The following is a 21648-nucleotide window of genomic DNA, read 5'->3' as shown; positions in this document are numbered from 1 at the left end:
TTATCCTCCATGCTCCACAAGTTCTTCTAGTTGTTGGCGTAAATACATATCTTTATACCAGCCATCGTGATCCATTAATTCAGTATGCGTTCCCCGCTGTATAATACGACCTTCCTCTAAAACTAGAATAAGATTTGCATGCTGAATAGCACTTAACCGGTGGGCTGTAATTAGAGTGGTCTTCTCTTCTCGGTTTTCTTTTAATGCTTTTAAGATTTTTTCCTCTGTTTGTGCATCTACTGCTGAAAGAGAATCATCTAATATTAATACTTCTGCATCCATTAGGATGGCCCTAGCGATTGAAATTCTTTGCTTTTGCCCCCCTGACAACGAAACCCCTCTTTCTCCAACAACCGTGTCATACCCCTCTGTAAATTGAAGAATATCTTTGTGTATATGTGCTGTTTTTGCCGCTTCCTCTATTTCTTCCTTAGAAGCATTCGGATTGGCAAAAGAAATATTTTCTTTTATGGAAGAAGAAAATAGAAAATGATCCTGAGGAACATATCCAATCACTTTTCTTAAAGAATCCATTTTATAATGTTGTAAAGGTTCCCCGCCAAAACAGATGTTTCCGTTATAACCTTCAAATTCCCGAATTAATAACTTCAATAATGTTGTTTTTCCTGAACCAGTCTTTCCTACAATTCCTAGTGTTTCTCCCCGTTTCAGAGAAAAGTAAATGTCTTTCAGTACAGGTTCAACTTCATTCGGATACCGGAAAGATTGTAAGGCATATTCAATATCACCACTTGGAACTTTATCCAATGCATCTTTTGCTTCAGAAATGTCTATTTTTTCTGATAAAAGGTTGGTAATTCTGTCATAGGAAGCACGTCCTCTTTCAACAATATTAAATAGCCATCCAAATGCTAACATGGGCCAAATTAATAATCCTAAGTAACTTGTAAACGAAACCAACTGACCTAAGGTAAGGTCTCCTTCAATAACTTCCTTTGCTCCAAAGGTAACTGAAAGAAAGAATGAAATACCAACAATAATCGAAATGGTTGGATCGAACAGTGAATCTATTTTGGCGACACTGATATTTTTCTCTACAACATCCTTTGACAACTGTTGGAAATCTTCAATATCTTCCTTTTCTTGACCAAATGTTTTTATCACTTTTATTCCTGTAATACTTTCCTGTGTTTTGTCATTTAGTGACGAAAATGCTTCTTGTGCATGATGAAATCTCTTATGAAGCAACGTCCCATACCAACTCGTTAAAATCGCCATAAAGGGCATTGGAATAAGAGCAATCAGTGTTAGCTTCCAACTAATTGTAAAGGCCATTGCTATAATAACAAAACCACCGGTAGCCAAAGAATCCACTAACGTTAAAATCCCTGACCCAGCAGTTTGTTGAACAGCGGAAATATCATTTGTAGCATGAGCCATTAAGTCACCAATTCGTTTCTTTTGATAGAAAGCTTGGGACATCTTTGTAAAATGTTCATACAACATATCTCTTAATAATCGTGATAATTTTACGGCTGAACCAAAAATCATAATTCTCCAGTAATATCGAAGAATATACATTGAAAATCCGACTAAAAGGAGAATTCCAATATATTTTAAAAGGGATGTACTTGTAATAGAGTTATTTTTTATTAAATCGACAACCAATCCTATAATCTTAGGAGGGATCGTCTGAAGGAAAGCCACTAACAACAGCACTCCAATTCCTACTAAATAAGCTCTTTTCTCTTGTTTGAAAAACCACATCAAATCTAAAAACACTTTCATAAACTAAATCCTCCAAATGTATTTACGCTATGTTAGACTAGAATAGTTTAACAAATATTCACAAAATAAGGAAGATTTATAGTATTCCCCATATAAAAAAGCACTCAATAAATGAGTGCTTTTGTTCATGTCATTATTTAGATTGTTTATTCATTGCTTGCATCATTTGATTAATTTTCTTTTGGGATGGCTTTTGTCCCATTTGCATCATCATTACTTTTAACATTTGTTCATTAATAGGTGGGTTTTTCTTTAAATAGCTCATCATGTATCTACGAGCAATGAAAAATCCTAGTGCTACACCAGCTACTAATGCTAGTATACCAACTAAAAAATACATCATTAAACTTCCTCCTTCATGTTGTCTACCAAATACAGTCTAGCAAAACAATCGTTATTATACAATATTTCGTTTCAATTATACAAATTTTCTTTCCTTAATAGGCTTCAACCAGCCATATCGCTGGTGTTCAATATCTATTGCTAAGAACGATTGTTCACATTTTCTTAATACTTCAAAAAATATCGCTTCGGCTTCATAACTTCCTTCTGCTTGGACTAACACATACCCATCTTTAATCATTAATATCGCTTTACTATTTTTCCCTTGTACCTCCACTTTATATAATCCATTTTCCATCGTAAACCCTTTCATTTTTGAAAGCTGCTGATGAATCATTTGATGGATTCTTAATGAAGGAATTGATTTTGATATATACTGAATTTGTTTGTCTACTATGGTTTTTAATTCTCCGAAGGAACTCTTACTTTCAAGAAATAGTTCAAAGAACATACGCTCTCTACCAAAATAATGATTTGCAAATTCATCTTCAATCAAGTAAAGCTGGTATACTCGCATCCTGATCACTCCTCGTGGACAAACTCCTATTAACTATTATAGAAAATGGAAAAAGAAACGTTTGTCTGAAGATGTTAAATAAAATGACTTTTTTTGTCGAATTCACAATTTTCCCATAATTATTATATCAAATAAATGATTCCGTTGCTATTAAATATAATTTCTCTATTTATTATTGACATATTTACATAAAGTTGATATAATTAAATTTCCTTACAAATATAAGTAACTTGTCCATATAAAAGGTAAGTAAATTGGCATTCTACTATTGTTTTTATTAGGACTTATTCACACTGGATCGGCTTCGGAGCCGTAAGGATGTTAGAGAGGTAGGGCTGACATCGTTTAGGTTAAAACATTCAGGTGGGAAAGACCGCGGCAAATTTATTTTAAATTAAAAACAAATAAATTATTATTACTTGTGATGTAGCAAGTTACTTAATAGAGTACTCATTAATTAGTATTCAAATCAGGATAAAGCGAACTAGAAATTTTTCTAGTTCGCTTTTTTTAGTAAAAAAAGGCAATACAAAGGAATTTTTTACATTCCCCCGTATTGCCAACTCTTTCTTATTTTCCTAATAATGTTTTAACTCTTGATACAACATTTTCGACAGAAAAACCATATTCATTTAATACTACTTTTTCAGGTGCCGATGCTCCAAATTGATCAATAGCAAGGACATCGCCTTCATCACCTGTATATTTATGCCATCCTAAAGAAGCTGCCATTTCAATGCCTAAACGTTTTTTAACTGATTTAGGTAAAACACTTTCCTTATACTCTTTAGATTGAGCATCGAATCGGTCCCATGAAGGCATACTTACTACAGAAACCTCTATACCTTCCGTTTTTAATACTTTTTGCGCTTCAACAGCTAAATTTACTTCTGAACCCGAAGCAAGCAATAACGCATCTGGTGTTTCTTTATCCGAAGGAGAAAGTATATAAGCACCTTTTGAAACTCCTTCATATGCGTTTTTATCTGTCCCAGTTAAAGTTGGTAAATTTTGTCTTGTCAACACTAATGCGGTTGGCTTGTTTGTAGATTCAATTGACAATTTCCAAGCAGCAGCTGTTTCATTTCCGTCAGCAGGACGGATCACAGATAAATTTGGCATTGCTCTCAATGCAGGTAATTGCTCAATTGGCTCATGGGTAGGACCATCTTCCCCTACAGCAATACTGTCATGTGTAAATACATACGTTACTGGCAATCCCATTAATGCAGCTAAACGGATTGCTGGGCGTAAATAATCTGAGAACACGAAGAATGTTCCACCGAATACTTTTACTCCACCGTGTAAAGCCATTCCGTTTAAAGCAGCACCCATCGCGAATTCACGAACTCCAAACCAGATATTTCGTCCTTCAAATGATCCAGGTAAGAAATCTGGAGATCCTTTAATGCTCGTTTTATTTGAACCTGCTAAGTCAGCTGACCCACCGAAGAAAGTCGGCAGATTTTTAGCAATCCCGTTAATTACTTCTGCTGAGGAAGCACGGCTAGCTAAGCTTTTCCCTTCATTATATACCGGAATATCTTTATCCCATCCTGCAGGTAATTCATTTTTTATAGCAGCCTCAAGTTGGGCTCCAAGTTCAGGATATTCCTGTTTATATTGATTAAACAACTCATTCCATTCATTTTCTTTTTGTTGACCTTTTTCAGCCACTAATTTTTTGAAGTTATTATACACATCCTGCGAAACATGGAAATCTTCTTCAAAAGTCCATTTATAGGCTTCTTTTGTTAGTTTTAATTCATCTGCTCCAAGGGGAGAACCATGAACATCTGATGTACCAGCTCTATTCGGAGAACCATACCCAATAATAGTCTTTACTTCAATAAGAGTTGGGCGATCTAAATCTTGTTTTGCTTCTTCTAAAGCTTTGGCTATGGCAGCCAAATCATTACCATCTTCTACTCTAAGGTATTGCCAACCATATGCTTTAAATCGATCCGCAACACTTTCAGAGAAAGATTGAGATAACTCACCATCTAATGAAATATCATTTGAATCATATAAAACAACTAAACGCCCTAAGCGAAGATGCCCTGCAAGGGAAGCAGCTTCAGCAGAAACTCCCTCCATTAAATCGCCATCTCCACAAACACTATATGTAAAATGGTTCACAAGTTCATATTTATCTTTATTATAAACCGCAGCAACATGTCGCTCCGCCATTGCCATTCCTACCGCCATTGCAACACCTTGACCAAGTGGACCAGTAGTAGCTTCTACACCAGGAGTATGACCATATTCTGGATGCCCAGGTGTTTTGCTTCCCCATTGACGGAAAGCTTTGATATCATCCATCGATAACTCATATCCTGAAAGATGTAATAAACTATACAGCAACATCGAACCATGACCTGCTGATAAAACGAAACGGTCACGATTAAACCAATGTGGATTTTTAGGATTATGATTCATATAGCGAGTCCATAATGTATAAGCCATGGGAGCCGCTCCCATTGGCATACCTGGATGTCCTGAATTAGCTTTTTCAATTGCATCCATGGACAATGTTCTTATTGATGCAACAGATAGATTATCGATATTTTCTAACATGAAATACATTCCCTTCAATTAAAAGTCTTAGTAATAAATGCCAAAACCTTTGTTACACAACTTTAATATTAATGTCTCTACTTTATTAATACAAACAATATCTATTCTAATAAGGTAAAATAGCCACTTTGTTAAATAATTTGTCACAAAGTAAGCTTAATTATGTAAAAGGAGGAATTTTAAACCCTCCCTATTAATAAATTAGTGTAACTTATTTTTTGATTTTAACTGTTTAATTTTTTCCGGTGTTACATCATTTCCAAGCGGATCAATAATTTTTGTATTTGTTAACGTGTTTAACATGGAAGAACGAAATTCCTCAAGATATTCACGACGAAGTCTAGATTGTTCTTTCGCTTCTACTTCCGTTAATCCGGTTGTTTTTGCTTTTCTTGCCAACTCATTAATTCTAGCAATTCTTTCATTTGGCAGCATACTCAACCCTACTTTCTGCTTTCAATTTTCTATTTAAAAGGCGTCCCCTTTAAAATACTACATGATAGTACTAAAAAAAAGACCATTTGACAAGGCAAATGGTCTATTCCTCTAATGAATCAATATATTCTAAATATCTCCTATGAACCGTTGCTTTTGAAACCGTGTAGCCGAATCCCCTTAATGTGGCTGAGATTTCCGCAAATGTTAACTTATTTTTTCTAAGACGAACAATTTCTTCAATTGGCACCTCTATTTTTTCTCTACCAGATGTAACTCCAAGATTTTTTAAATTTTTTTGAGGTTCATAACCATTTTTAACTGCTCGTTTCATTCCCCTTTTAATTTTCAAATTATGTATTTTCCGTTGGTACTCCTCCACAATCCCAACAATTTGTAAAACCATTGAATCTGCTTCAGAAAGTTGCAATTCCCCTTGGTGGGAAATGGAGAATATCTTGACACCTTCTTTTCTAATACAATGTAAGAGCGCAATTTTCGTGTTTCCACGGCCTAATCTTGTTTCATCCTGAATTAGAATAGCATGAACTGACTCAACTTTGATTAAATGTAGTAATTCTAATATTCCTTCTCTCTCAAATTCGTATCCACTTGCCTGTTCCCTAAAAATTTTAACTATTTCAAACCCGAGTTTATGGGAAAGGAAAAGTAATTCCTCTTCTTGTCTTTTAAGGGAGGATTCTTGACTTTCTTTATTTGTACTAACCCTGCAATAAATAATAGCTTTCATTATTATTCTCCAACAGCACTCGCTAATTCAGTACCTTCTCCTAAGGAATTGTTTTTCACAGGAAGTATAATTTCCGCACCTGGATATAGTTGCTTATCAACTAGTTTATTATGAGAAACAACCCAATTAATAAACTGCTCCTTTGACAATTTGCTATCCATTGTGTATTGATCCGCCATTTCCCAAAGAGTATCTCCTGAGTTTACTTTAATTTTTATGTAATCCTCTTCATTTATATCCGTAGCCAACCTTAAAAATAATGCCGATATGCAACTAACTACTAAAAGTAAAATAGTATATGAGTATGTAGACCAAAGTTTTTTCATTATTAACACCTCTTATAGAATGTATGTTCGCTTTATATGAAATGATTATAATACGAACGTTTGTTTGTTGTCAATACTTTCACGAACTTATGTTTGTATGTATTGGAAATACATGCTATAATTAAGACAACAAATGGACACGAGGTGCGCTAATATGACAAAGTTATCAAAACGCCAGCAAGATATTCTGGCCTTTATAAAAGATGAGGTGCGATCAAAAGGCTATCCACCTTCTGTTCGCGAAATTGGTGAAGCCGTTGGTCTTGCTTCAAGTTCTACTGTACACGGTCATTTGGCTCGATTGGAAACAAAAGGTTTAATTAGACGTGACCCTACTAAACCAAGAGCCATCGAAATATTAGATTTAGAAGAATCTAATATCCCCACTCAAAATATAATTAACGTCCCTGTAATCGGAAAGGTAACAGCTGGTTTACCAATCACCGCTATCGAAAATGTAGAAGAGTATTTCCCTCTACCAGCAAGTTTTGCTCCTGCAGATGAAAATGTATTTATGCTTGAGATAATGGGTGACAGCATGATTGAGGCTGGAATTTTAGATGGTGATTATGTAGTAGTAAAACAACAAAGGACAGCTAATAACGGGGACATTGTAGTCGCCATGACAGAAGAGGACGAAGCAACAGTAAAAAGATTTTTTAAAGAAAAAGATTATTTCCGCCTTCAACCGGAAAACTCTTCACTCGAACCTATCATTTTACAGAATGTAACGATATTAGGTAAGGTTGTAGGTGTGTTCCGTCACATCCACTAATTTTATGATTTTATACTAGGATAGTAGAGTACCTTATGCTAGCATCGGAATATTCCGATGCTTTTATTTTTAAAAAGACATTCCAAAACCCAGTAAAAAACCCTTAACTCATACTAGAGTCAAGGGTTTTACTATTAATACAAGCTCATATATTGATCGCGTTCCCATTGATGTACTGATGTGCGGAACATATCCCACTCAATTTCTTTCGCTTCGACGAAGTGTTCTAAAATATGTTCACCCAGAGCTGAAGTAATAACTTCATCAGCTTTTAAATAATCTAGGGCCTGTGCTAAAGTTGCTGGAAGGTCGTAAACACCTTCTGCGATACGTTCTTCTTTTGTCATTACATAAATATTACGGTCTACCGGAGCTGGTGGAGTAATGTTATTCTTAATTCCATCTAATCCAGCTTTTAAAAGTACAGCCATTGCAAGGTAAGGATTTGCCGCTGGATCTACACTACGAACTTCAACACGAGTACTCAAACCACGTGAGGCAGGAATACGAATTAACGGTGAACGGTTCTGAGCTGACCATGCAACATAACATGGTGCCTCATATCCAGGAACTAAACGCTTATAAGAGTTTACTAATGGATTTGTCACAGCTGTAAAGTGTGGAGCATGCTTTAGAACTCCAGCAATGAATTGTTTTGCCGTGTCACTTAATTGTAAGTCTGCACTTGGATCGTAGAATGCATTTTCACCATTTTTGAAAAGAGAAAGGTTACAGTGCATCCCTGAACCATTTACCCCAAATAACGGCTTAGGCATAAATGTCGCGTGTAAGCCATGCTTACGTGCTATCGTTTTTACCACTAACTTAAAGGTTTGGATATCATCGCACGCTTTTAAAGCATGTGCATATTTGAAGTCAATCTCATGTTGTCCAGGTGCAACTTCATGATGAGAAGCTTCTATTTCAAATCCCATTTCTTCTAATTCTAATACGATATCACGTCGGCAATTCTCCCCTAAATCTACAGGTGCTAAATCAAAATAACCTGCATTATCATTAAGTTCTAGAGTCGGTTCACCTTTATCATTTAACTTAAACAAGAAAAATTCAGGTTCAGGACCTAAGTTAAAATTAGTAAATCCTAATTCTTCCATTTCCTTTAATACACGTTTTAAATTATTTCGTGGATCACCAGCGAATGGTGTGCCATCTGGATTATAAATATCACAGATAAGGCGTGCCACTTTACCTTTTTCAGCTGTCCAAGGGAACACAACCCATGTATCAATATCTGGATACAATAACATATCTGATTCTTCGATGCGAACAAATCCTTCAATAGAAGATCCATCAAACATCATCTTGTTGTCTAAAGCTTTGTCTAGTTGGCTTACCGGGATTTCAACATTTTTAATTGTTCCTAAAATATCCGTAAATTGTAAACGAATAAATTTAACGTTGTTTTCTCCTGCTAAACGCTTAATATCTTCTCTAGTAAACTTAGCCATATTTATTGTCCTCCTGTATGTGTAAATGATTGCTTTTTTTAGCATTGCAAGAAACGTTGTGAGAAATTCAAATTTGTCTAATGGAAGAATCGAGACATATCACCTTGTCTTAGTGATGCCCTATTAAAGCGTCCTGCTTGCAATATCTCATTACGCAGTAATTTTCGTAATTCCTCATTTGACAAATCTTTTCTTACTTTTTCAGCTTCCTGTTTCATTTCTTGAGTTAATTCATGTTGTTCATGAACAGCAAATAGTTTCTTTATTCCCGCCATGTTTACTCCTTGATCAATTAAATCTTTAATTTCAAGAAGCTTATCAATGTCAATTAAAGAAAAAAGCCTCCTATTCCCATCTGTTCTAGCTGGAGAAATTAAATTATGTTCTTCGTAGTATCGAATTTGTCTAGCAGTTAATTCCGTAAGCTGCATGACAGTTCCGATAGGGAACAATGGCATCGAACGGCGTATTTCCTTTCCGCTCATGATGTCTTCCTCCTAATTAAGTGATTTATGAAATTAGTATATTCTATGTAGAGTTAAGTGTCAATCTTATGTGAGGTTTTCTTACATGGAATTTACATGTCTTTATTATACCCTAACATTATATAAAAAACCCCCAAAGAACATTTTATCCTGTCCATTGGGGGTTATCATTATAAATTAATTAGACCCTTTTCCATTAAACGGTCTAGAGCGCTACAAATAGCTATTTTAACATGAGAATACGTTAATCCACCTTGTACATATGCTACATAAGGAGGTCTTGTTGGACCATCTGCTGTTAATTCAATGCTCGCCCCTTGAATGAAGGTACCTGCCGCCATTATTACATCATCCTCATATCCAGGCATATAACTTGGGTATGGTGTAACATGTGAATTAATCGGAGAAGAAAATTGAATCGCCTGACAAAAAGCCACCATTTTATCACGATTATCAAATTGTACCGATTGGATTAAATCTGTTCGTTTTTTATTCCATTTCGGTTCGGAATTCATTCCTAATCTTTCAAGCATTGCAGCAGTAAAGACCGCTCCTTTCAATGCTTGACCCACCACATGTGGTGCTAAAAAAAACCCTTGATACATTTCTTGCAAACTGTATAAAGACGCCCCGGCTTCTGCCCCTATTCCTGGTGAAGTCATTCGATACGAACAAGCCTCTACCCACTTTGTTTTACCTACAATATAGCCACCAGTTTTAGCAATGCCACCACCAGGATTTTTTATCAAAGAACCTGCCATTAAATCGGCTCCAACATGACAAGGTTCTAAATCCTCTACGAACTCCCCGTAGCAATTATCAACAAAAACGACAACATCTGATTTTATTTCTTTAACAAATTGAATCATCTCTTTTATTTCGTCTATCATAAATGAAGGTCTTGTTGCATAACCTTTGGAGCGTTGAATACCGATCATTTTGGTATTTGAGTTAATTTGTTTTGCAACTTCATCATAGTCAATTTTACCTTCATTTGTAAGATCAACACTTTGATATGAAATTCCAAACTCCTTTAAAGAACCGATGCCACTTCCTCGAAGTCCAACAATTTCTTCTAATGTATCATACGGTTTCCCTGTTATATAGAGTAGTTCATCACCTGGCCGAAGTACTCCAAATAATGCAATGCTAATCGCATGTGTACCTGAAATAATTTGCGGTCTAACTAGTCCCGCTTCCGCACCAAATACTTCAGCGTAGATTTTTTCTAATGTATCGCGACCTGTGTCATCATAACCATATCCGGTAGAAGGAATAAAATGTGAGTCACTCACCTTATGGTTTTGAAAACTATGTAATACTCTGAACTGGTTAGAATCGATCCGCTCTTCTATTTCTTGATGTATGGAACGAATTTGTTTTTCCACTTCTTGAACTAAAGGCTGAAGTATATCCCCATTTTTTAAATGTTGAAACATTTTGTTACTCCATTCTAAACTTTATATTTTAGTAATTGACCACTAATTTGATGATCTTTTAAGGCATAACCCTTACATTTATAGAAATCCTGTTCTTCATTATAGGCTAGTTCCCTTAAGATGGTTTCATTTTTCAATAATGCCAACAATTTTCCTTCTGAGGAAGGGACATTGACATGATATGGTTCCATCATCCCAATAATAACTTCTTCTATTTTCCGTTTAAGGTTGGAACGATCATCCTCATTAAAGGCACTAATAATTATAGCATTTGTGTTCGCACTTGGTACAAAATCTGGATGCTTTAAGTCACGCTTATTATAGACGGTTAGTTGGGGAATTTGTTCAATATCAAGCTCTTTCAAAATTTTATTCACAGTCTGTTCTTGTTGAAAATAATCTTGATTTGACATATCCACCACATGAAGTAACAGATCCGCTTCTTTCGCCTCCTCTAATGTTGAGCGAAAGGCTGCAACCAGTGTCGTTGGAAGGTCTTGGATAAATCCTACAGTATCCGTTATTAATGTAATATACCCGCTTGGTAAAACCATTTTTCTTGTCATCGGATCCAATGTGGCGAAAAGCTGATTTTCTTCATAAGACTCGGCTTCCGATAACCGATTGAATAAAGTTGATTTTCCAGCATTGGTATAACCCACTAAAGCTAATTGGAAGGCTTTATTCTTTTTCCTTCTTTCCCGGTACCTGTCACGATGCTGAACAATAACACGCAATTGTTCTTTAATATCATCAACTCGTCGACGGATATGGCGACGATCTGATTCGAGCTTGGTTTCCCCAGGACCACGAGTACCAATACCACCACCAAGTCTTGACAAAGCGGTTCCTTGCCCCATCAATCTTGGCATTAAATATTGTAATTGTGCGAGTTCGACTTGAAGTTTTCCTTCCTTTGAACGGGCTCTTTGTGCAAAAATATCCAGTATGAGCTGCGTTCGGTCAATGATTCGAGCATTTAAATGCTCAGCGAGATTTCGATTTTGACTTGGAGAAAGCTCGTCATTAAATATAATCAAATCTGCTTCCATTTCATCAGCTAAGGCTTTTAATTCCTCTACTTTCCCCTTACCTATATAGGTTGCAGGATGAATTCTTTCCCTTTTTTGACTAATCGATCCTAGGACTTTACCTTTTGCTGTTTCCACCAACGCTGCTAATTCATCTAAGGAATATTGAAATTTGGTGTCATCTTCTGTTGTCTGACAACCAACTAATATGACTTTTTCATATTCTGTACGTTGTTCCAAATAATCAGCCTTCTTTCCATCATTTTCTATCCTTACATAATACCAAAAAGCAAACCTAAATAAAAATACCTTTCATACTTTAAAGCATTGGGGGTCTGACCCCCAATGCTTTAAAGTATGAAAGTGAAAATAGTGATTGAATTTTTTGGTAGAAGTGATAAAATCAATATGTTTGCTTATTAGAGATTTCATCACGAGGGGTTAGGAAGATGACTTGGGAAGTTTTAAGTTTGATAGGGACAATTGCTTTTGCAATGAGTGGGGCATTTGTGGCAATGGAAGAGGAATATGATATATTAGGAGTTTATATTTTAGGAATTGTAACCGCTTTTGGTGGAGGAGCAATTCGTAATCTGTTAATTGGAGTTCCGGTTTCTGCAATTTGGGACCAAGGGATCTTTTTTCAAACCGCGCTATTAGCCATTACAGCGGTCTATATTTTTCCTAATAATTTATTAAAACATTGGCAACGATTCGGTAACTTTTTTGATGCAATTGGATTAGCTGCGTTCGCTATTCAAGGTGCTCTTTACGCCTCCAATATGAATCATCCAATGAGTGCTATCATTGTGGCAGCTGTTTTAACAGGGAGTGGCGGTGGAATCATCCGTGATTTATTAGCTGGCAGAAAACCCGTTGTTTTAAAAGCAGAAATTTATGCTGTTTGGGCCATCCTTTGTGGTTTCGCAATAGGGTTTAAAATTACTAAAACCCCTATTGAGCTTTACTCATTATTTTTAATTATTACTGTATTAAGAGTATTATCTTACACTTTTCAATGGAAGTTACCAATTAAAAGTATTCGCACTTCTACAACAACGAACACTTATTAATTAGGTTTAGTATAATAAAATAAATGCTTGACTTGTTTACTAGCAATCAAGTAAACTATTCTTAAAATTAAATACTTCTTCTATGAAGGGGAGTAGCTTTTACAGCAAAGTCGTCATTTCGGGATGTACATCCTCGGCTTTGTTGGCAACATTACCGTTGTTAGCAAGACCTTTACCGATTGGGTAAGGGTCTTTTTTGTTTTCTTCAATGACCTTTACACTTGTGTAAAGGTCATTTTTTTATGGCAATTACAAAAATCATGAGTAATAGGAGGTAATGTAAATTGAAAAAATTCTTTCAGCGCATACGATTCATTTTCAACGTAAAAAAGTTCATACCATTTTTATTTGATTTCTTCCGTTCCAAAGATATTTCACTAAAGAAAAAAGCTATTTCTCTTTTCTTAATTATTGTTTATTTTTATTTACCGCTTGATCTAATCCCAGATTTTATAGCATTTTTCGGGATTATTGATGATGTAAGTTTTTTCTTATTTATATTACAGCAAATTATTAAAATAGCTCCTTATTCACTAAAAGAAAAACACGGATTGCTTGAAAAGTAAAAGTAACCTATTAAATATTATTTTAGGAGGATGATGGAATGGAATTCTTTTCATCGGGATATTTATCAGCTTTATTAAGTATTATTATCATTGATTTAGTACTTGCAGGAGACAACGCCATAGTTATTGGTCTTGCTGCTAGAACATTGCCAAAAAACCAACAAAAAAAGGTAATCATTTGGGGTGCTTTTGGTGCTATTCTGATTCGAATATTAGCGACACTAGTAGTGGTTTGGCTTTTAAAAATTCCTGGTCTTTTATTAATTGGCGGAGTTCTTCTTGTTTGGATTGCGTTTAAGCTTCTTGTCGAAGATAAGAATCATGATGTTAAACCTTCAAAAAGCTTTTGGGCAGCCATTAAAACGATTGTAATCGCAGATGCATTGATGGGACTTGATAATGTTTTAGCAGTAGCAGGAGCAGCACATGGAGACTTCAGTCTTGTTGTAATTGGATTATTAGTATCAGTTCCTATTGTTGTTTGGGGAAGCACATTAATACTAAAGTGGGTTGACCGCTATCCGATTATTATTACTATAGGGGCTGGTGTTCTTGCATTTACAGCCTCCAAAATGATCACAGGAGAAAAATTTATAAAAGGGCTTTTTGATGATAATCCAATTCTAAAATGGGGGATATCTGCTTTAATTGTCATTGGCGTCATTTTATCAGGAAGAATAAAGAAGAAAAAGAAAGAAAATGAAATGGCTAAGTCCGCTTAATCATTTTGTCTGAGTTATCCACCAACCTATGCGATGACAATGGTTGGTGGATTTTATCATTTCTGATTAAACTTGTCTTACTTTTATTGTACATAGACTCGTTGCTACACCGACAAAGATAATCGTTAATACTGATAACAAAAACGTTTCACTTGATAGTAATAACCCACCTGCTCCTATCACAATGGCGTCAATCAAAAAAATAACGATACCAACGTTAATTTTTAAATTATCTGAAAGAAATTGCGCTAATAAATCGGTCCCACCTGTACTCGTTTCAAATCTCAGCATTACACCTATCCCAATTCCAACAAAAATACCACCCAAAATGGAGCTAACGATCGGGGGTAACTCAAAGACAGAAGAAAACTTCTCATGAAGTGGAAATAACAAATCTATTGCAAATGAAGAAAATAACATCCCATGAAGGCTATTAAAAAAATAAGCCCGATTATATAACCATGCTAATATAAAAACAGGTATACTTAAGAAAATAATAGCTAAACCTGCTTTTATCCCCATCAAATAATTAATAATTAATCCAATACCAATGATCCCCCCATCTAATAATTCAAATGGGACAAGAAAAAAATTGATTCCAATGGATAAAAATAAACTTCCTATTAAAATCGCAAAGGCTTTTTGTTTGTAAGTCATGTGATCACTCATCCCTAGTTACATTTGGACATGTTATATTTATATGCATACCTTGATTAATTAGAAGCCATTATAAAATTAACAGTTTGATAGTATATTGAACTAATATTCTCGTAATTTCCACTTGACAAGCACGTAATTATCTTGACTTCCTTACCATTTCTAATTAAAATATATTATAAGAAAATGATTCGTTTCATCCTTTTAAAGGGGAGTAGCTGTCACAGCAAAGTCGTCATTACGGGATATAATTCCCCGGCTTTGTTGGCAACAAAATTGTTGTTTGCGAGACCTTTACCGTTCAGTAGGTAAAGGTCTCTTTTTATGGGCCTTTATCTATTAGATAAAGGTTTTTTCTTTTGGTCCGGATCATCTGATAAAGGGATTATCCCTTTTTATCAAAACCGTAAGATATAAAATGTACAAATCTTTTTCCCCTATTCAATCGTTTGAATAGTGCTTTGAAAATAGGTTTCTATATATAAAAATACAAAAAGGAGGGAATCTTCATGAGTAGTGAGTTTCTAATTGGATTATTTGAAATTATCCTTATTAATATTGTTTTGAGTGGTGATAATGCCGTTGTAATTGCTCTTGCATGTCGTAATTTGGATGAAAAATACCAAAAGAAAGCAGTATTTCTTGGAAGTTTCGGAGCAATAGCACTAAGAGTCATATTAACCTTTGTGGCTGTCTATCTATTACAGATACCATATTTAAATTTAATTGGTGGAATTTTATTGTTATGGATCGCCATTAAACTATTAAAAGGTGAAGAAGAAGAAGATGTTGAGGGGAGTTCTAACCTAATTGGAGCTATAAAGACCATTATCATCGCCGACCTTGTTATGAGTTTAGATAATGTTGTAGCCGTTGCAGGAGCAGCAAATGGAAATATGTTGTTAATTCTAATCGGTTTAGCTATTAGTATTCCTTTAATCATTTGGGGAAGCCAACTTTTAATGGTCATAATGGAAAAGTTTCCGATTATTGTCATTCTAGGTGCTGCCCTTTTAGGATATACAGCCGGCGAAATGATTCTAAGCGATCGAGCAGTTGGTCATTTCTTCGAAAACCTCAATAGCAGCTTCCATATTATTCTTCCATTACTATTAGCAGCTTTTGTTGTAATAGTTGGAAAGCTAAGTGGATTATCCAAAAAAAGCGTTCAACATCATTCATAAAGGCTCTTTTCTAAAACTTTGTTGCTTTTCTAATTTATTTAAAGTGATTTCTCAGTGAAGAATGATAATACTCGTTTAAAAATCATGAAAAGAGCTACTCACTTCTTAAGAAGAGATGTAAAAATCCGACTATTGGGATTTTTACCAAAACCACAATTTATACGAAAACATCATTCATAATTTTAAAAATAAAAAGGGAGGACTTCCTCCCTTTTTCTATTCTTCTTGCAAATGTTCCTGACTATTCAAAAATACAATACTTAGGTAATTTCCATCTTTAACAACATAATGCACCCCTGTATCTCCTGTTAAAAATCTACTTCTATTATGTATGGGCAATCCTAAAAATGACTTTAATAAATTCGATATCATTCCCCCATGAGACACGATAACAATAAACTCCATCCCCTCTGATTCGGATAAAATCTTCGAAAGTGTTATTTCCGCACGTAATCTAAACTCCAGTTCAGATTCGCCATCTTTAATTCTCTCATGAGGTTTACGACCACCTATAGGTTCAGGGTATTGAATTTTAGCCTCCGAACGTTTCATTCCTGCTAATACTCCATTATTAAATTCTTTAAGCCCCTCTTCTTCCTTTATAGGTACTCCTGTTTCTTTACTCAGTATTTCAGCAGTCTCTTTTGCTCTATTAAGAGTACTTGTCCAAATCAAATCGGGTTTATATCTTTTTTTAACCCATTTGGACATTTTACTGGCTTGAATAGTCCCTAGGGGTGTAAGAGAGTAGTTAGCTCTTCCTTCATGAACATCCAATAAATCTGCTTCTGATTGTCCGTGCCGTATTAGTAATATCTTCATAGTTTTCTTTTCCTTTCTTATTGACATTTATTGATAAAATTCTACAGTGGTGTTTATTTATCCTTCCAAAAAGAAAACAGCGCTCCATTAAGGGCGCTGTGCTAAAAGATTAATAAAAAGAATTAATCCTCCTCAAATACTAAATCATTACTTCGAATTGTTACTAAATCATGTCGATCAAAGTTATTTAACATTAACAGCCTCATTGCTTGAGTTCTAATCGATTTTTCAATGACATTTCGTATATATCTACCATTCGAAAAGCTATTAGGGGTTAAACTGGATTTTAACCAGTATAGGTGATCCCTGAGTTTCTTCTCTGCCTCATGACTTAAGTTATATTCTCTTTCAACCAACATTCGGTTACCAATTTCCATTAATTGATCAATACTATAATCTGGAAAGTCGATCACAAGTGGGAAACGTGAATGCAATCCTGGATTCAAACTTAAGAAGTATTCCATTTCTCGTGAGTATCCAGCTAAGATAAGAATAAAATCATGCTGTTTATCTTCCATATGTTTGACTAATGTATCAATCGCTTCTTTTCCAAAATCTTTTTCCCCACCTCGACCTAAGGAATAAGCTTCATCGATAAAAAGAATCCCACCCATTGCTTTTTTTATTAAATCACGAGTTTTTTGTGCGGTATGTCCTATATATTCACCTACTAAATCTGCTCTTTCCGCTTCAATTAAATGTCCCTTAGATAATACATTCATTTTAAGAAATAATTTTCCTATAAGCCTTGCAACGGTTGTTTTACCTGTCCCAGGATTTCCTTTAAACATCATATGAAGTGCTTGTTTACCGGTTTTTAAACCAATTTCATCACGTTTTTTATTTACATATAGCCAGGCATATATTTCTTTTATCATTCTTTTCATTTCTTCCATTCCCACTAATTGCCCGAGCTCATCTTCAATTTCTTTTAATGCAGCATGCTCAGGAGGAATGGCCTTTGGAGCAACTGGGGTTTCCACTATTTCTTTTGCGAGAGAATTTCTCTTTTGAGAATTAAGAACAATGCTAATTTGCCCGTTATTTTTCATGCGCATCGGTTGATCCAAAGCTTTCACCTCTCATTCACCAGACAGTATACGCGTTGATGTGCACGTTTGTGACAAAAGCCTATTTACAATTAACCCTTCCCCTTCATTCTTTTTAATTTTCTTCAACTTTTCCCTTCGATCGTATATGACAAAATAATTGCAATTCCTGCATACACATTAAGAAATATGTTGTTTTTTGCGCTTTCCCGAGAAATATCTAAATATTTAATAACAAATCGAAAATACTTAAACCTATTCAATTATATTTATTCAAAAATGGTGCAATTCATTAAAGATTTTTGGAAGTTTGTTTAAAAAAAAGCTGTTTTCGTATAGATTGTGGTTTTCGTAAAAATCCCTAAAGCCGGATTTTTACAGGCTCTCTTAATAAGTGAGCAGCTCTTTTCTTAATTTTTATTATGAGTTTAACACCCTATATATTTGAAATGCCTATTTATTAATTACAAAAGCAACAAAGTTTCAGAAAAGAGCCTAAAAAAAATAAAGCCTACAAAAGTAGGCTTTGGTTTGTTTATTATTTATCTGTGTTTTCTAAGTCTAATTGAACATTTCTTTGTGGGGCAAATGTTGAAATCGCGTGTTTATATACTAATTGTTGCTTTCCTTCTGATTCAAAAAGGACTGTAAAGTTATCAAAACCCTTGATTTGACCTCTAATTTGGAAACCATTTAAAAGGAAAACTGTCACATTTGTGTTGTCCTTACGGAGTTGGTTTAAGTATTGATCTTGAATATTAATGGATTTGTTCATTTGGGGTATCCTCCTCTATTATCTCTAATATTATGTATTCGCTTTTATTTGAAGCTTTCCTTCAATAAATGAAGAAATTTCAAGCATTTTTTTCGATAAACTGTCCTTCTCAGTCATATCGAACCATTTGACATCCATTTTGTTACGGAACCATGTTAATTGTCTTTTAGCATATCTTCTTGAGTTTTGTTTCAACTTTTCTATTGCCTCTTGCCATTCGATTTTGCCATCCAAATATTCATATATTTCCTTATAACCAATTGCTTGGATAGATTGAACATCTTTAATTCCTTGTTCATAGAGCGATTGAACTTCTTCGAGGAGTCCTGCCTTTATCATTAAATCGACTCTTTTATTTATACGCTCATATAGTTGTTCTCTATCCATTGATAATCCGATAAGGGCCACATTATATAGAAGTTCTTTTTCTTGTTCTTCTTGATATTCTGATATTGTCTTCCCTGTAAAATGAAACACTTCTATAGCCCGGATTACTCTCCTTAGGTTATTAGGATGAATTCTTTCAGCACTTTCAGGATCAAGTCGTTTTAACATTTCATGAACAAACTCATTACCCTTTTCTTTTGCTTGCTCTTCTAAGGAAAGTCGAAAGGCTTCGTTTGAGATTACTTCTGAAAACTGATAATCATAAATGACAGATTGAATGTACAACCCGGTTCCCCCAACCAACATCGGAAGCTTTCCCCTACTTTGAATTTCAGAAATTTTCTCACGTACAAGTTCCTGGAAATCAGCAACAGAAAAGCTTTCATCTGGATTTCTTATATCCAGTAAATGATGGGGAATTCCTTCCATTTCTTCTGGTAAAATTTTAGCTGTTCCAATGTCCATCCCTCTATAAATCTGCATGGAATCGCCACTAATGATTTCACCATTATACTTTTTAGCAAGCTCAATACTTAGTTTGGTTTTCCCTACTGCAGTAGGACCAATAAGAACCAATAATCTTTCTTTACTATTCACTATTTCACACTGCCTTTTTAAACATACTTTCCTTCCATCCTAACATAAATCATGCAAGCAGTAGAACATCTAAAAATTATATCCATAAACTCGGCTTTTTATTCCCCCAGAGGTTATCCAAAATAACTAAATTTTTCATATTAGATTACAGTTATTTAACGGTTTGGTAACAAAGGACTAACGACCCCCAAAATCATGTTACCCTATCAGAAACATATATCGACAAATTTTTTACAAATATATTTGTCTATTTTGAATGAACCAATGAAAGTTTCATTCCTCTAACTTGTTTTTATATACAATATCCAAGGCTTTTTATACTCTGAAAACCTAATTTAGAAACACCCCAGATAGAAATAAATGAAATGGATGTGAATTTTAATGTTATCAACATTAGAACTAGGTATTGATTTAGGTACTGCAAATATACTTGTTTATAGTAAAAATAAAGGAATTGCTCTGAATGAACCATCGGTTGTAGCGATTGACACCGAAACAAAAAAGGTTCTAGCGGTGGGTACAGAAGCAAAAGCGATGATCGGTAAAACCCCTGGAAAAATCGTTGCCATTCGTCCATTAAAAGATGGCGTTATAGCAGATTTCGATATAACAACAGAATTGCTTCAGCATATTATGAGAAAGGCTTCCAAAACTCTTGGTTTTGCTATTCGAAAGCCGAATGTTGTTGTGTGTGCTCCATCTGGATCTACAAGTGTTGACCGAAGAGCCATACAAGATGCTGTCCGTAACGCAGGGGCTAAGAAGGTACATTTAATTGAAGAACCCGTAGCTGCAGCTATTGGAGCAGGTCTACCTGTAGACGAGCCTGTTGCGAACGTTATCGTGGATATCGGCGGGGGAACAACCGAAGTTGCCATTATCTCTTTCGGCGGTGTGGTTGCTTGCCATTCCATACGAATTGGTGGCGACCGTTTAGACGAGGACATTATCAACTACGTTCGAAAAGTATTTAATATTTTAATTGGGGAACGAACTGCAGAGCATATAAAAATGGAAATTGGATATGCCCTTGTTGACCATGAAGTCAAATCTATGAATGTAAGAGGAAGAGATTTAGTTACGGGATTACCTAAAACCATCACTCTTAAATCCACTGAAATTCAACAGGCAATGAAAGAGTCCTTATCCCATATTTTAGAAGCTATCCGTGCAACTTTAGAGGAATGCCCTGCTGAATTAAGTGGGGATATTGTAGACCGTGGAGTTATTTTAACTGGTGGAGGAGCTTTATTAAATGGAATGGAAGAATGGGTTAGCAAAAAAATAGATGTACCTGTTCATTTGGCTCCGAATCCTTTAGAATCTGTTGCACTAGGAACTGGTAAAGCACTAAAATATATAGATAAATTACATTCCATCGCAAAATAATTGAGGGGGGAATTCTCTTTAATCGAGAATTCCTTTTTTTATTGGAATAATAATTATTTCTTGTACCTTTCTTTTATACCAATTATGATAAATGTACTAACTTTCAAGGAATCAGGTGATTACAAAATGAAATTTTATATAGCATCTGGGTTGCAAAATAAAGAAATGGTGCAATACGTATCAGCCCATTTAAAGGCTTGCGGTCTCACTCACACATATGACTGGACACAAAACAATACTCCAAATAACTTTGAGGAATTAAAAAATATTGGAGAAGCTGAGAAAAAGGGTGTTTTGGAGGCAGATTTTCTCATTGTATTGTTACCTGGTGGAAAAGGTACCCATGTTGAATTTGGAATGGCACTTAGCCAACAAAAGAGGGTTTATCTTTATTCCCCTAATGAAGGTATACGCGATCTTGCGACAACCAGCACATTTTACTTTTTAGATGAAGTAAAATCTTTTGTCGGATACATAGATGACTTTATCAGTATGGTACTAGAAAGTGAAAAAACATTTGTCATCCATTAA

Annotated in this window: 23 protein-coding genes; 7 read left to right on the top strand and 16 right to left on the bottom strand. The window is 35.0% G+C overall.

The window, feature by feature from the left end:
- The 7 genes from ACSBPO_RS08560 to yneA form a co-directional block, all read right to left on the bottom strand.
- Positions 1 to 1749 (bottom strand): ABC transporter transmembrane domain-containing protein, encoded by a 1749-nt coding sequence (locus ACSBPO_RS08560; RefSeq protein WP_442599638.1) that lies wholly within the window; start codon positions 1747 to 1749, stop codon positions 1 to 3.
- A 133-nt stretch (positions 1750 to 1882) separates the two neighbouring features.
- Positions 1883 to 2092 (bottom strand): YneF family protein, encoded by a 210-nt coding sequence (locus ACSBPO_RS08555; protein WP_442599637.1) that lies wholly within the window; start codon positions 2090 to 2092, stop codon positions 1883 to 1885.
- Positions 2093 to 2167: 75 nt separating this feature from the next.
- Complete coding sequence (gene sirA / locus ACSBPO_RS08550; RefSeq protein ID WP_442599636.1) at positions 2168 to 2608, bottom strand: sporulation inhibitor of replication protein SirA; 441 nt, start codon at positions 2606 to 2608, stop codon at positions 2168 to 2170.
- 570 nt (positions 2609 to 3178) lie between these two features.
- The gene (tkt, locus tag ACSBPO_RS08545; RefSeq protein ID WP_442599635.1) at positions 3179 to 5185 is read right to left on the bottom strand and encodes a transketolase; all 2007 of its coding nucleotides are present in this window, start codon (positions 5183 to 5185) and stop codon (positions 3179 to 3181) included.
- 201 nt (positions 5186 to 5386) lie between these two features.
- A complete protein-coding gene (locus ACSBPO_RS08540; RefSeq protein WP_442599634.1) occupies positions 5387 to 5620 on the bottom strand; it encodes a DUF896 domain-containing protein in 234 nt (77 codons plus the stop codon).
- Between the two features lie 103 nt (positions 5621 to 5723).
- Positions 5724 to 6371, bottom strand: a complete 648-nt coding sequence (locus ACSBPO_RS08535; protein ID WP_442599633.1) for a YneB family resolvase-like protein — start codon at positions 6369 to 6371, stop codon at positions 5724 to 5726.
- 2 nt (positions 6372 to 6373) lie between these two features.
- Complete coding sequence (gene yneA, locus ACSBPO_RS08530; protein WP_442599632.1) at positions 6374 to 6697, bottom strand: cell division suppressor protein YneA; 324 nt, start codon at positions 6695 to 6697, stop codon at positions 6374 to 6376.
- Positions 6698 to 6851: 154 nt separating this feature from the next.
- On the opposite strand from yneA, the gene lexA reads away from it, so the two are divergent.
- Complete coding sequence (lexA, locus tag ACSBPO_RS08525) at positions 6852 to 7472, top strand: transcriptional repressor LexA (RefSeq protein ID WP_442599631.1); 621 nt, start codon at positions 6852 to 6854, stop codon at positions 7470 to 7472.
- Between the two features lie 134 nt (positions 7473 to 7606).
- On the opposite strand, the gene glnA is transcribed toward lexA, so the two are convergent.
- The 4 genes from glnA to hflX form a co-directional block, all read right to left on the bottom strand.
- A complete protein-coding gene (gene glnA / locus ACSBPO_RS08520) occupies positions 7607 to 8941 on the bottom strand; it encodes a type I glutamate--ammonia ligase (protein WP_442599630.1) in 1335 nt (444 codons plus the stop codon).
- Between the two features lie 77 nt (positions 8942 to 9018).
- A complete protein-coding gene (locus ACSBPO_RS08515) occupies positions 9019 to 9426 on the bottom strand; it encodes a MerR family transcriptional regulator (RefSeq protein ID WP_442599629.1) in 408 nt (135 codons plus the stop codon).
- A 170-nt stretch (positions 9427 to 9596) separates the two neighbouring features.
- Positions 9597 to 10865, bottom strand: coding sequence for a methionine gamma-lyase family protein (locus ACSBPO_RS08510; protein ID WP_442599628.1), 1269 nt, complete (start codon positions 10863 to 10865; stop codon positions 9597 to 9599).
- Positions 10866 to 10879: 14 nt separating this feature from the next.
- On the bottom strand, positions 10880 to 12136 hold the full coding sequence (gene hflX, locus ACSBPO_RS08505) for a GTPase HflX (protein ID WP_442599627.1): 1257 nt from the start codon (positions 12134 to 12136) through the stop codon (positions 10880 to 10882).
- 209 nt (positions 12137 to 12345) lie between these two features.
- Here hflX and ACSBPO_RS08500 point away from each other — a divergent pair, with 209 nt between their 5' ends.
- The 3 genes from ACSBPO_RS08500 to ACSBPO_RS08490 all read left to right on the top strand — a co-directional run bounded on the left by ACSBPO_RS08500 (position 12346) and on the right by ACSBPO_RS08490 (position 14257).
- Entirely contained in the window at positions 12346 to 12969 is a 624-nt protein-coding gene (locus ACSBPO_RS08500; RefSeq protein WP_442599626.1) for a trimeric intracellular cation channel family protein, read from the top strand.
- Between the two features lie 284 nt (positions 12970 to 13253).
- Positions 13254 to 13535, top strand: coding sequence for a YkvA family protein (locus ACSBPO_RS08495; RefSeq protein WP_442599625.1), 282 nt, complete (start codon positions 13254 to 13256; stop codon positions 13533 to 13535).
- A 38-nt stretch (positions 13536 to 13573) separates the two neighbouring features.
- A complete protein-coding gene (locus ACSBPO_RS08490; protein WP_442599624.1) occupies positions 13574 to 14257 on the top strand; it encodes a TerC family protein in 684 nt (227 codons plus the stop codon).
- Between the two features lie 66 nt (positions 14258 to 14323).
- Here the strand turns inward: ACSBPO_RS08490 and ACSBPO_RS08485 are convergent, their stop codons facing one another.
- Entirely contained in the window at positions 14324 to 14914 is a 591-nt protein-coding gene (locus ACSBPO_RS08485) for a YitT family protein (RefSeq protein ID WP_442599623.1), read from the bottom strand.
- 509 nt (positions 14915 to 15423) lie between these two features.
- Between ACSBPO_RS08485 and ACSBPO_RS08480 the strand changes: the two genes are divergently transcribed.
- Positions 15424 to 16098 (top strand): TerC family protein, encoded by a 675-nt coding sequence (locus tag ACSBPO_RS08480; protein WP_442599622.1) that lies wholly within the window; start codon positions 15424 to 15426, stop codon positions 16096 to 16098.
- Positions 16099 to 16314: 216 nt separating this feature from the next.
- Here the strand turns inward: ACSBPO_RS08480 and ACSBPO_RS08475 are convergent, their stop codons facing one another.
- From ACSBPO_RS08475 to miaA, 4 genes are all read right to left on the bottom strand, one after another.
- Positions 16315 to 16920, bottom strand: coding sequence for a histidine phosphatase family protein (locus tag ACSBPO_RS08475; RefSeq protein ID WP_442599621.1), 606 nt, complete (start codon positions 16918 to 16920; stop codon positions 16315 to 16317).
- A 122-nt stretch (positions 16921 to 17042) separates the two neighbouring features.
- Entirely contained in the window at positions 17043 to 17990 is a 948-nt protein-coding gene (spoVK, locus tag ACSBPO_RS08470; RefSeq protein ID WP_442599620.1) for a stage V sporulation protein K, read from the bottom strand.
- Between the two features lie 517 nt (positions 17991 to 18507).
- Positions 18508 to 18744: an RNA chaperone Hfq gene (hfq, locus tag ACSBPO_RS08465; protein ID WP_442599619.1), complete on the bottom strand. Its 237-nt coding sequence runs from the start codon at positions 18742 to 18744 to the stop codon at positions 18508 to 18510.
- A gap of 30 nt (positions 18745 to 18774) precedes the next feature.
- Positions 18775 to 19728 carry a tRNA (adenosine(37)-N6)-dimethylallyltransferase MiaA gene (gene miaA, locus ACSBPO_RS08460; RefSeq protein WP_442599618.1) on the bottom strand — a complete coding sequence of 318 codons (954 nt, stop codon included), beginning with the start codon at positions 19726 to 19728 and terminating at the stop codon, positions 18775 to 18777.
- Positions 19729 to 20109: 381 nt separating this feature from the next.
- On the opposite strand from miaA, the gene mreBH reads away from it, so the two are divergent.
- The gene (mreBH, locus tag ACSBPO_RS08455; RefSeq protein ID WP_442599617.1) at positions 20110 to 21117 is read left to right on the top strand and encodes a rod-share determining protein MreBH; all 1008 of its coding nucleotides are present in this window, start codon (positions 20110 to 20112) and stop codon (positions 21115 to 21117) included.
- A gap of 126 nt (positions 21118 to 21243) precedes the next feature.
- Positions 21244 to 21648 carry a nucleoside 2-deoxyribosyltransferase gene (locus tag ACSBPO_RS08450; RefSeq protein ID WP_442599616.1) on the top strand — a complete coding sequence of 135 codons (405 nt, stop codon included), beginning with the start codon at positions 21244 to 21246 and terminating at the stop codon, positions 21646 to 21648.

The sequence above is a fragment of the Neobacillus sp. D3-1R genome (assembly GCF_052180215.1).
Taxonomy (GTDB): domain Bacteria; phylum Bacillota; class Bacilli; order Bacillales; family Cytobacillaceae; genus Pseudoneobacillus.
Note: the sequence above shows the minus strand (reverse complement) of the source record. Positions and strands in the feature narration are given on the sequence as shown.

Excerpts from the sequence above, each read along its gene's own strand:
- ACSBPO_RS08560 (WP_442599638.1), bottom strand. The coding sequence starts at position 1,749 with ATGAAAGTGTTTTTAGATTTGATGTGGTTTTTCAAACAAGAGAAAAGA.
- ACSBPO_RS08555 (WP_442599637.1), bottom strand. The coding sequence starts at position 2,092 with ATGATGTATTTTTTAGTTGGTATACTAGCATTAGTAGCTGGTGTAGCA.
- sirA (WP_442599636.1), bottom strand. The coding sequence starts at position 2,608 with ATGCGAGTATACCAGCTTTACTTGATTGAAGATGAATTTGCAAATCAT.
- tkt (WP_442599635.1), bottom strand. The coding sequence starts at position 5,185 with ATGTTAGAAAATATCGATAATCTATCTGTTGCATCAATAAGAACATTG.
- ACSBPO_RS08540 (WP_442599634.1), bottom strand. The coding sequence starts at position 5,620 with ATGCTGCCAAATGAAAGAATTGCTAGAATTAATGAGTTGGCAAGAAAA.
- ACSBPO_RS08535 (WP_442599633.1), bottom strand. The coding sequence starts at position 6,371 with ATGAAAGCTATTATTTATTGCAGGGTTAGTACAAATAAAGAAAGTCAA.
- yneA (WP_442599632.1), bottom strand. The coding sequence starts at position 6,697 with ATGAAAAAACTTTGGTCTACATACTCATATACTATTTTACTTTTAGTA.
- lexA (WP_442599631.1), top strand. The coding sequence starts at position 6,852 with ATGACAAAGTTATCAAAACGCCAGCAAGATATTCTGGCCTTTATAAAA.
- glnA (WP_442599630.1), bottom strand. The coding sequence starts at position 8,941 with ATGGCTAAGTTTACTAGAGAAGATATTAAGCGTTTAGCAGGAGAAAAC.
- ACSBPO_RS08515 (WP_442599629.1), bottom strand. The coding sequence starts at position 9,426 with ATGAGCGGAAAGGAAATACGCCGTTCGATGCCATTGTTCCCTATCGGA.
- ACSBPO_RS08510 (WP_442599628.1), bottom strand. The coding sequence starts at position 10,865 with ATGTTTCAACATTTAAAAAATGGGGATATACTTCAGCCTTTAGTTCAA.
- ACSBPO_RS08500 (WP_442599626.1), top strand. The coding sequence starts at position 12,346 with ATGACTTGGGAAGTTTTAAGTTTGATAGGGACAATTGCTTTTGCAATG.
- ACSBPO_RS08490 (WP_442599624.1), top strand. The coding sequence starts at position 13,574 with ATGGAATTCTTTTCATCGGGATATTTATCAGCTTTATTAAGTATTATT.
- ACSBPO_RS08485 (WP_442599623.1), bottom strand. The coding sequence starts at position 14,914 with ATGACTTACAAACAAAAAGCCTTTGCGATTTTAATAGGAAGTTTATTT.
- ACSBPO_RS08480 (WP_442599622.1), top strand. The coding sequence starts at position 15,424 with ATGAGTAGTGAGTTTCTAATTGGATTATTTGAAATTATCCTTATTAAT.
- ACSBPO_RS08475 (WP_442599621.1), bottom strand. The coding sequence starts at position 16,920 with ATGAAGATATTACTAATACGGCACGGACAATCAGAAGCAGATTTATTG.
- hfq (WP_442599619.1), bottom strand. The coding sequence starts at position 18,744 with ATGAACAAATCCATTAATATTCAAGATCAATACTTAAACCAACTCCGT.
- mreBH (WP_442599617.1), top strand. The coding sequence starts at position 20,110 with ATGTTATCAACATTAGAACTAGGTATTGATTTAGGTACTGCAAATATA.
- ACSBPO_RS08450 (WP_442599616.1), top strand. The coding sequence starts at position 21,244 with ATGAAATTTTATATAGCATCTGGGTTGCAAAATAAAGAAATGGTGCAA.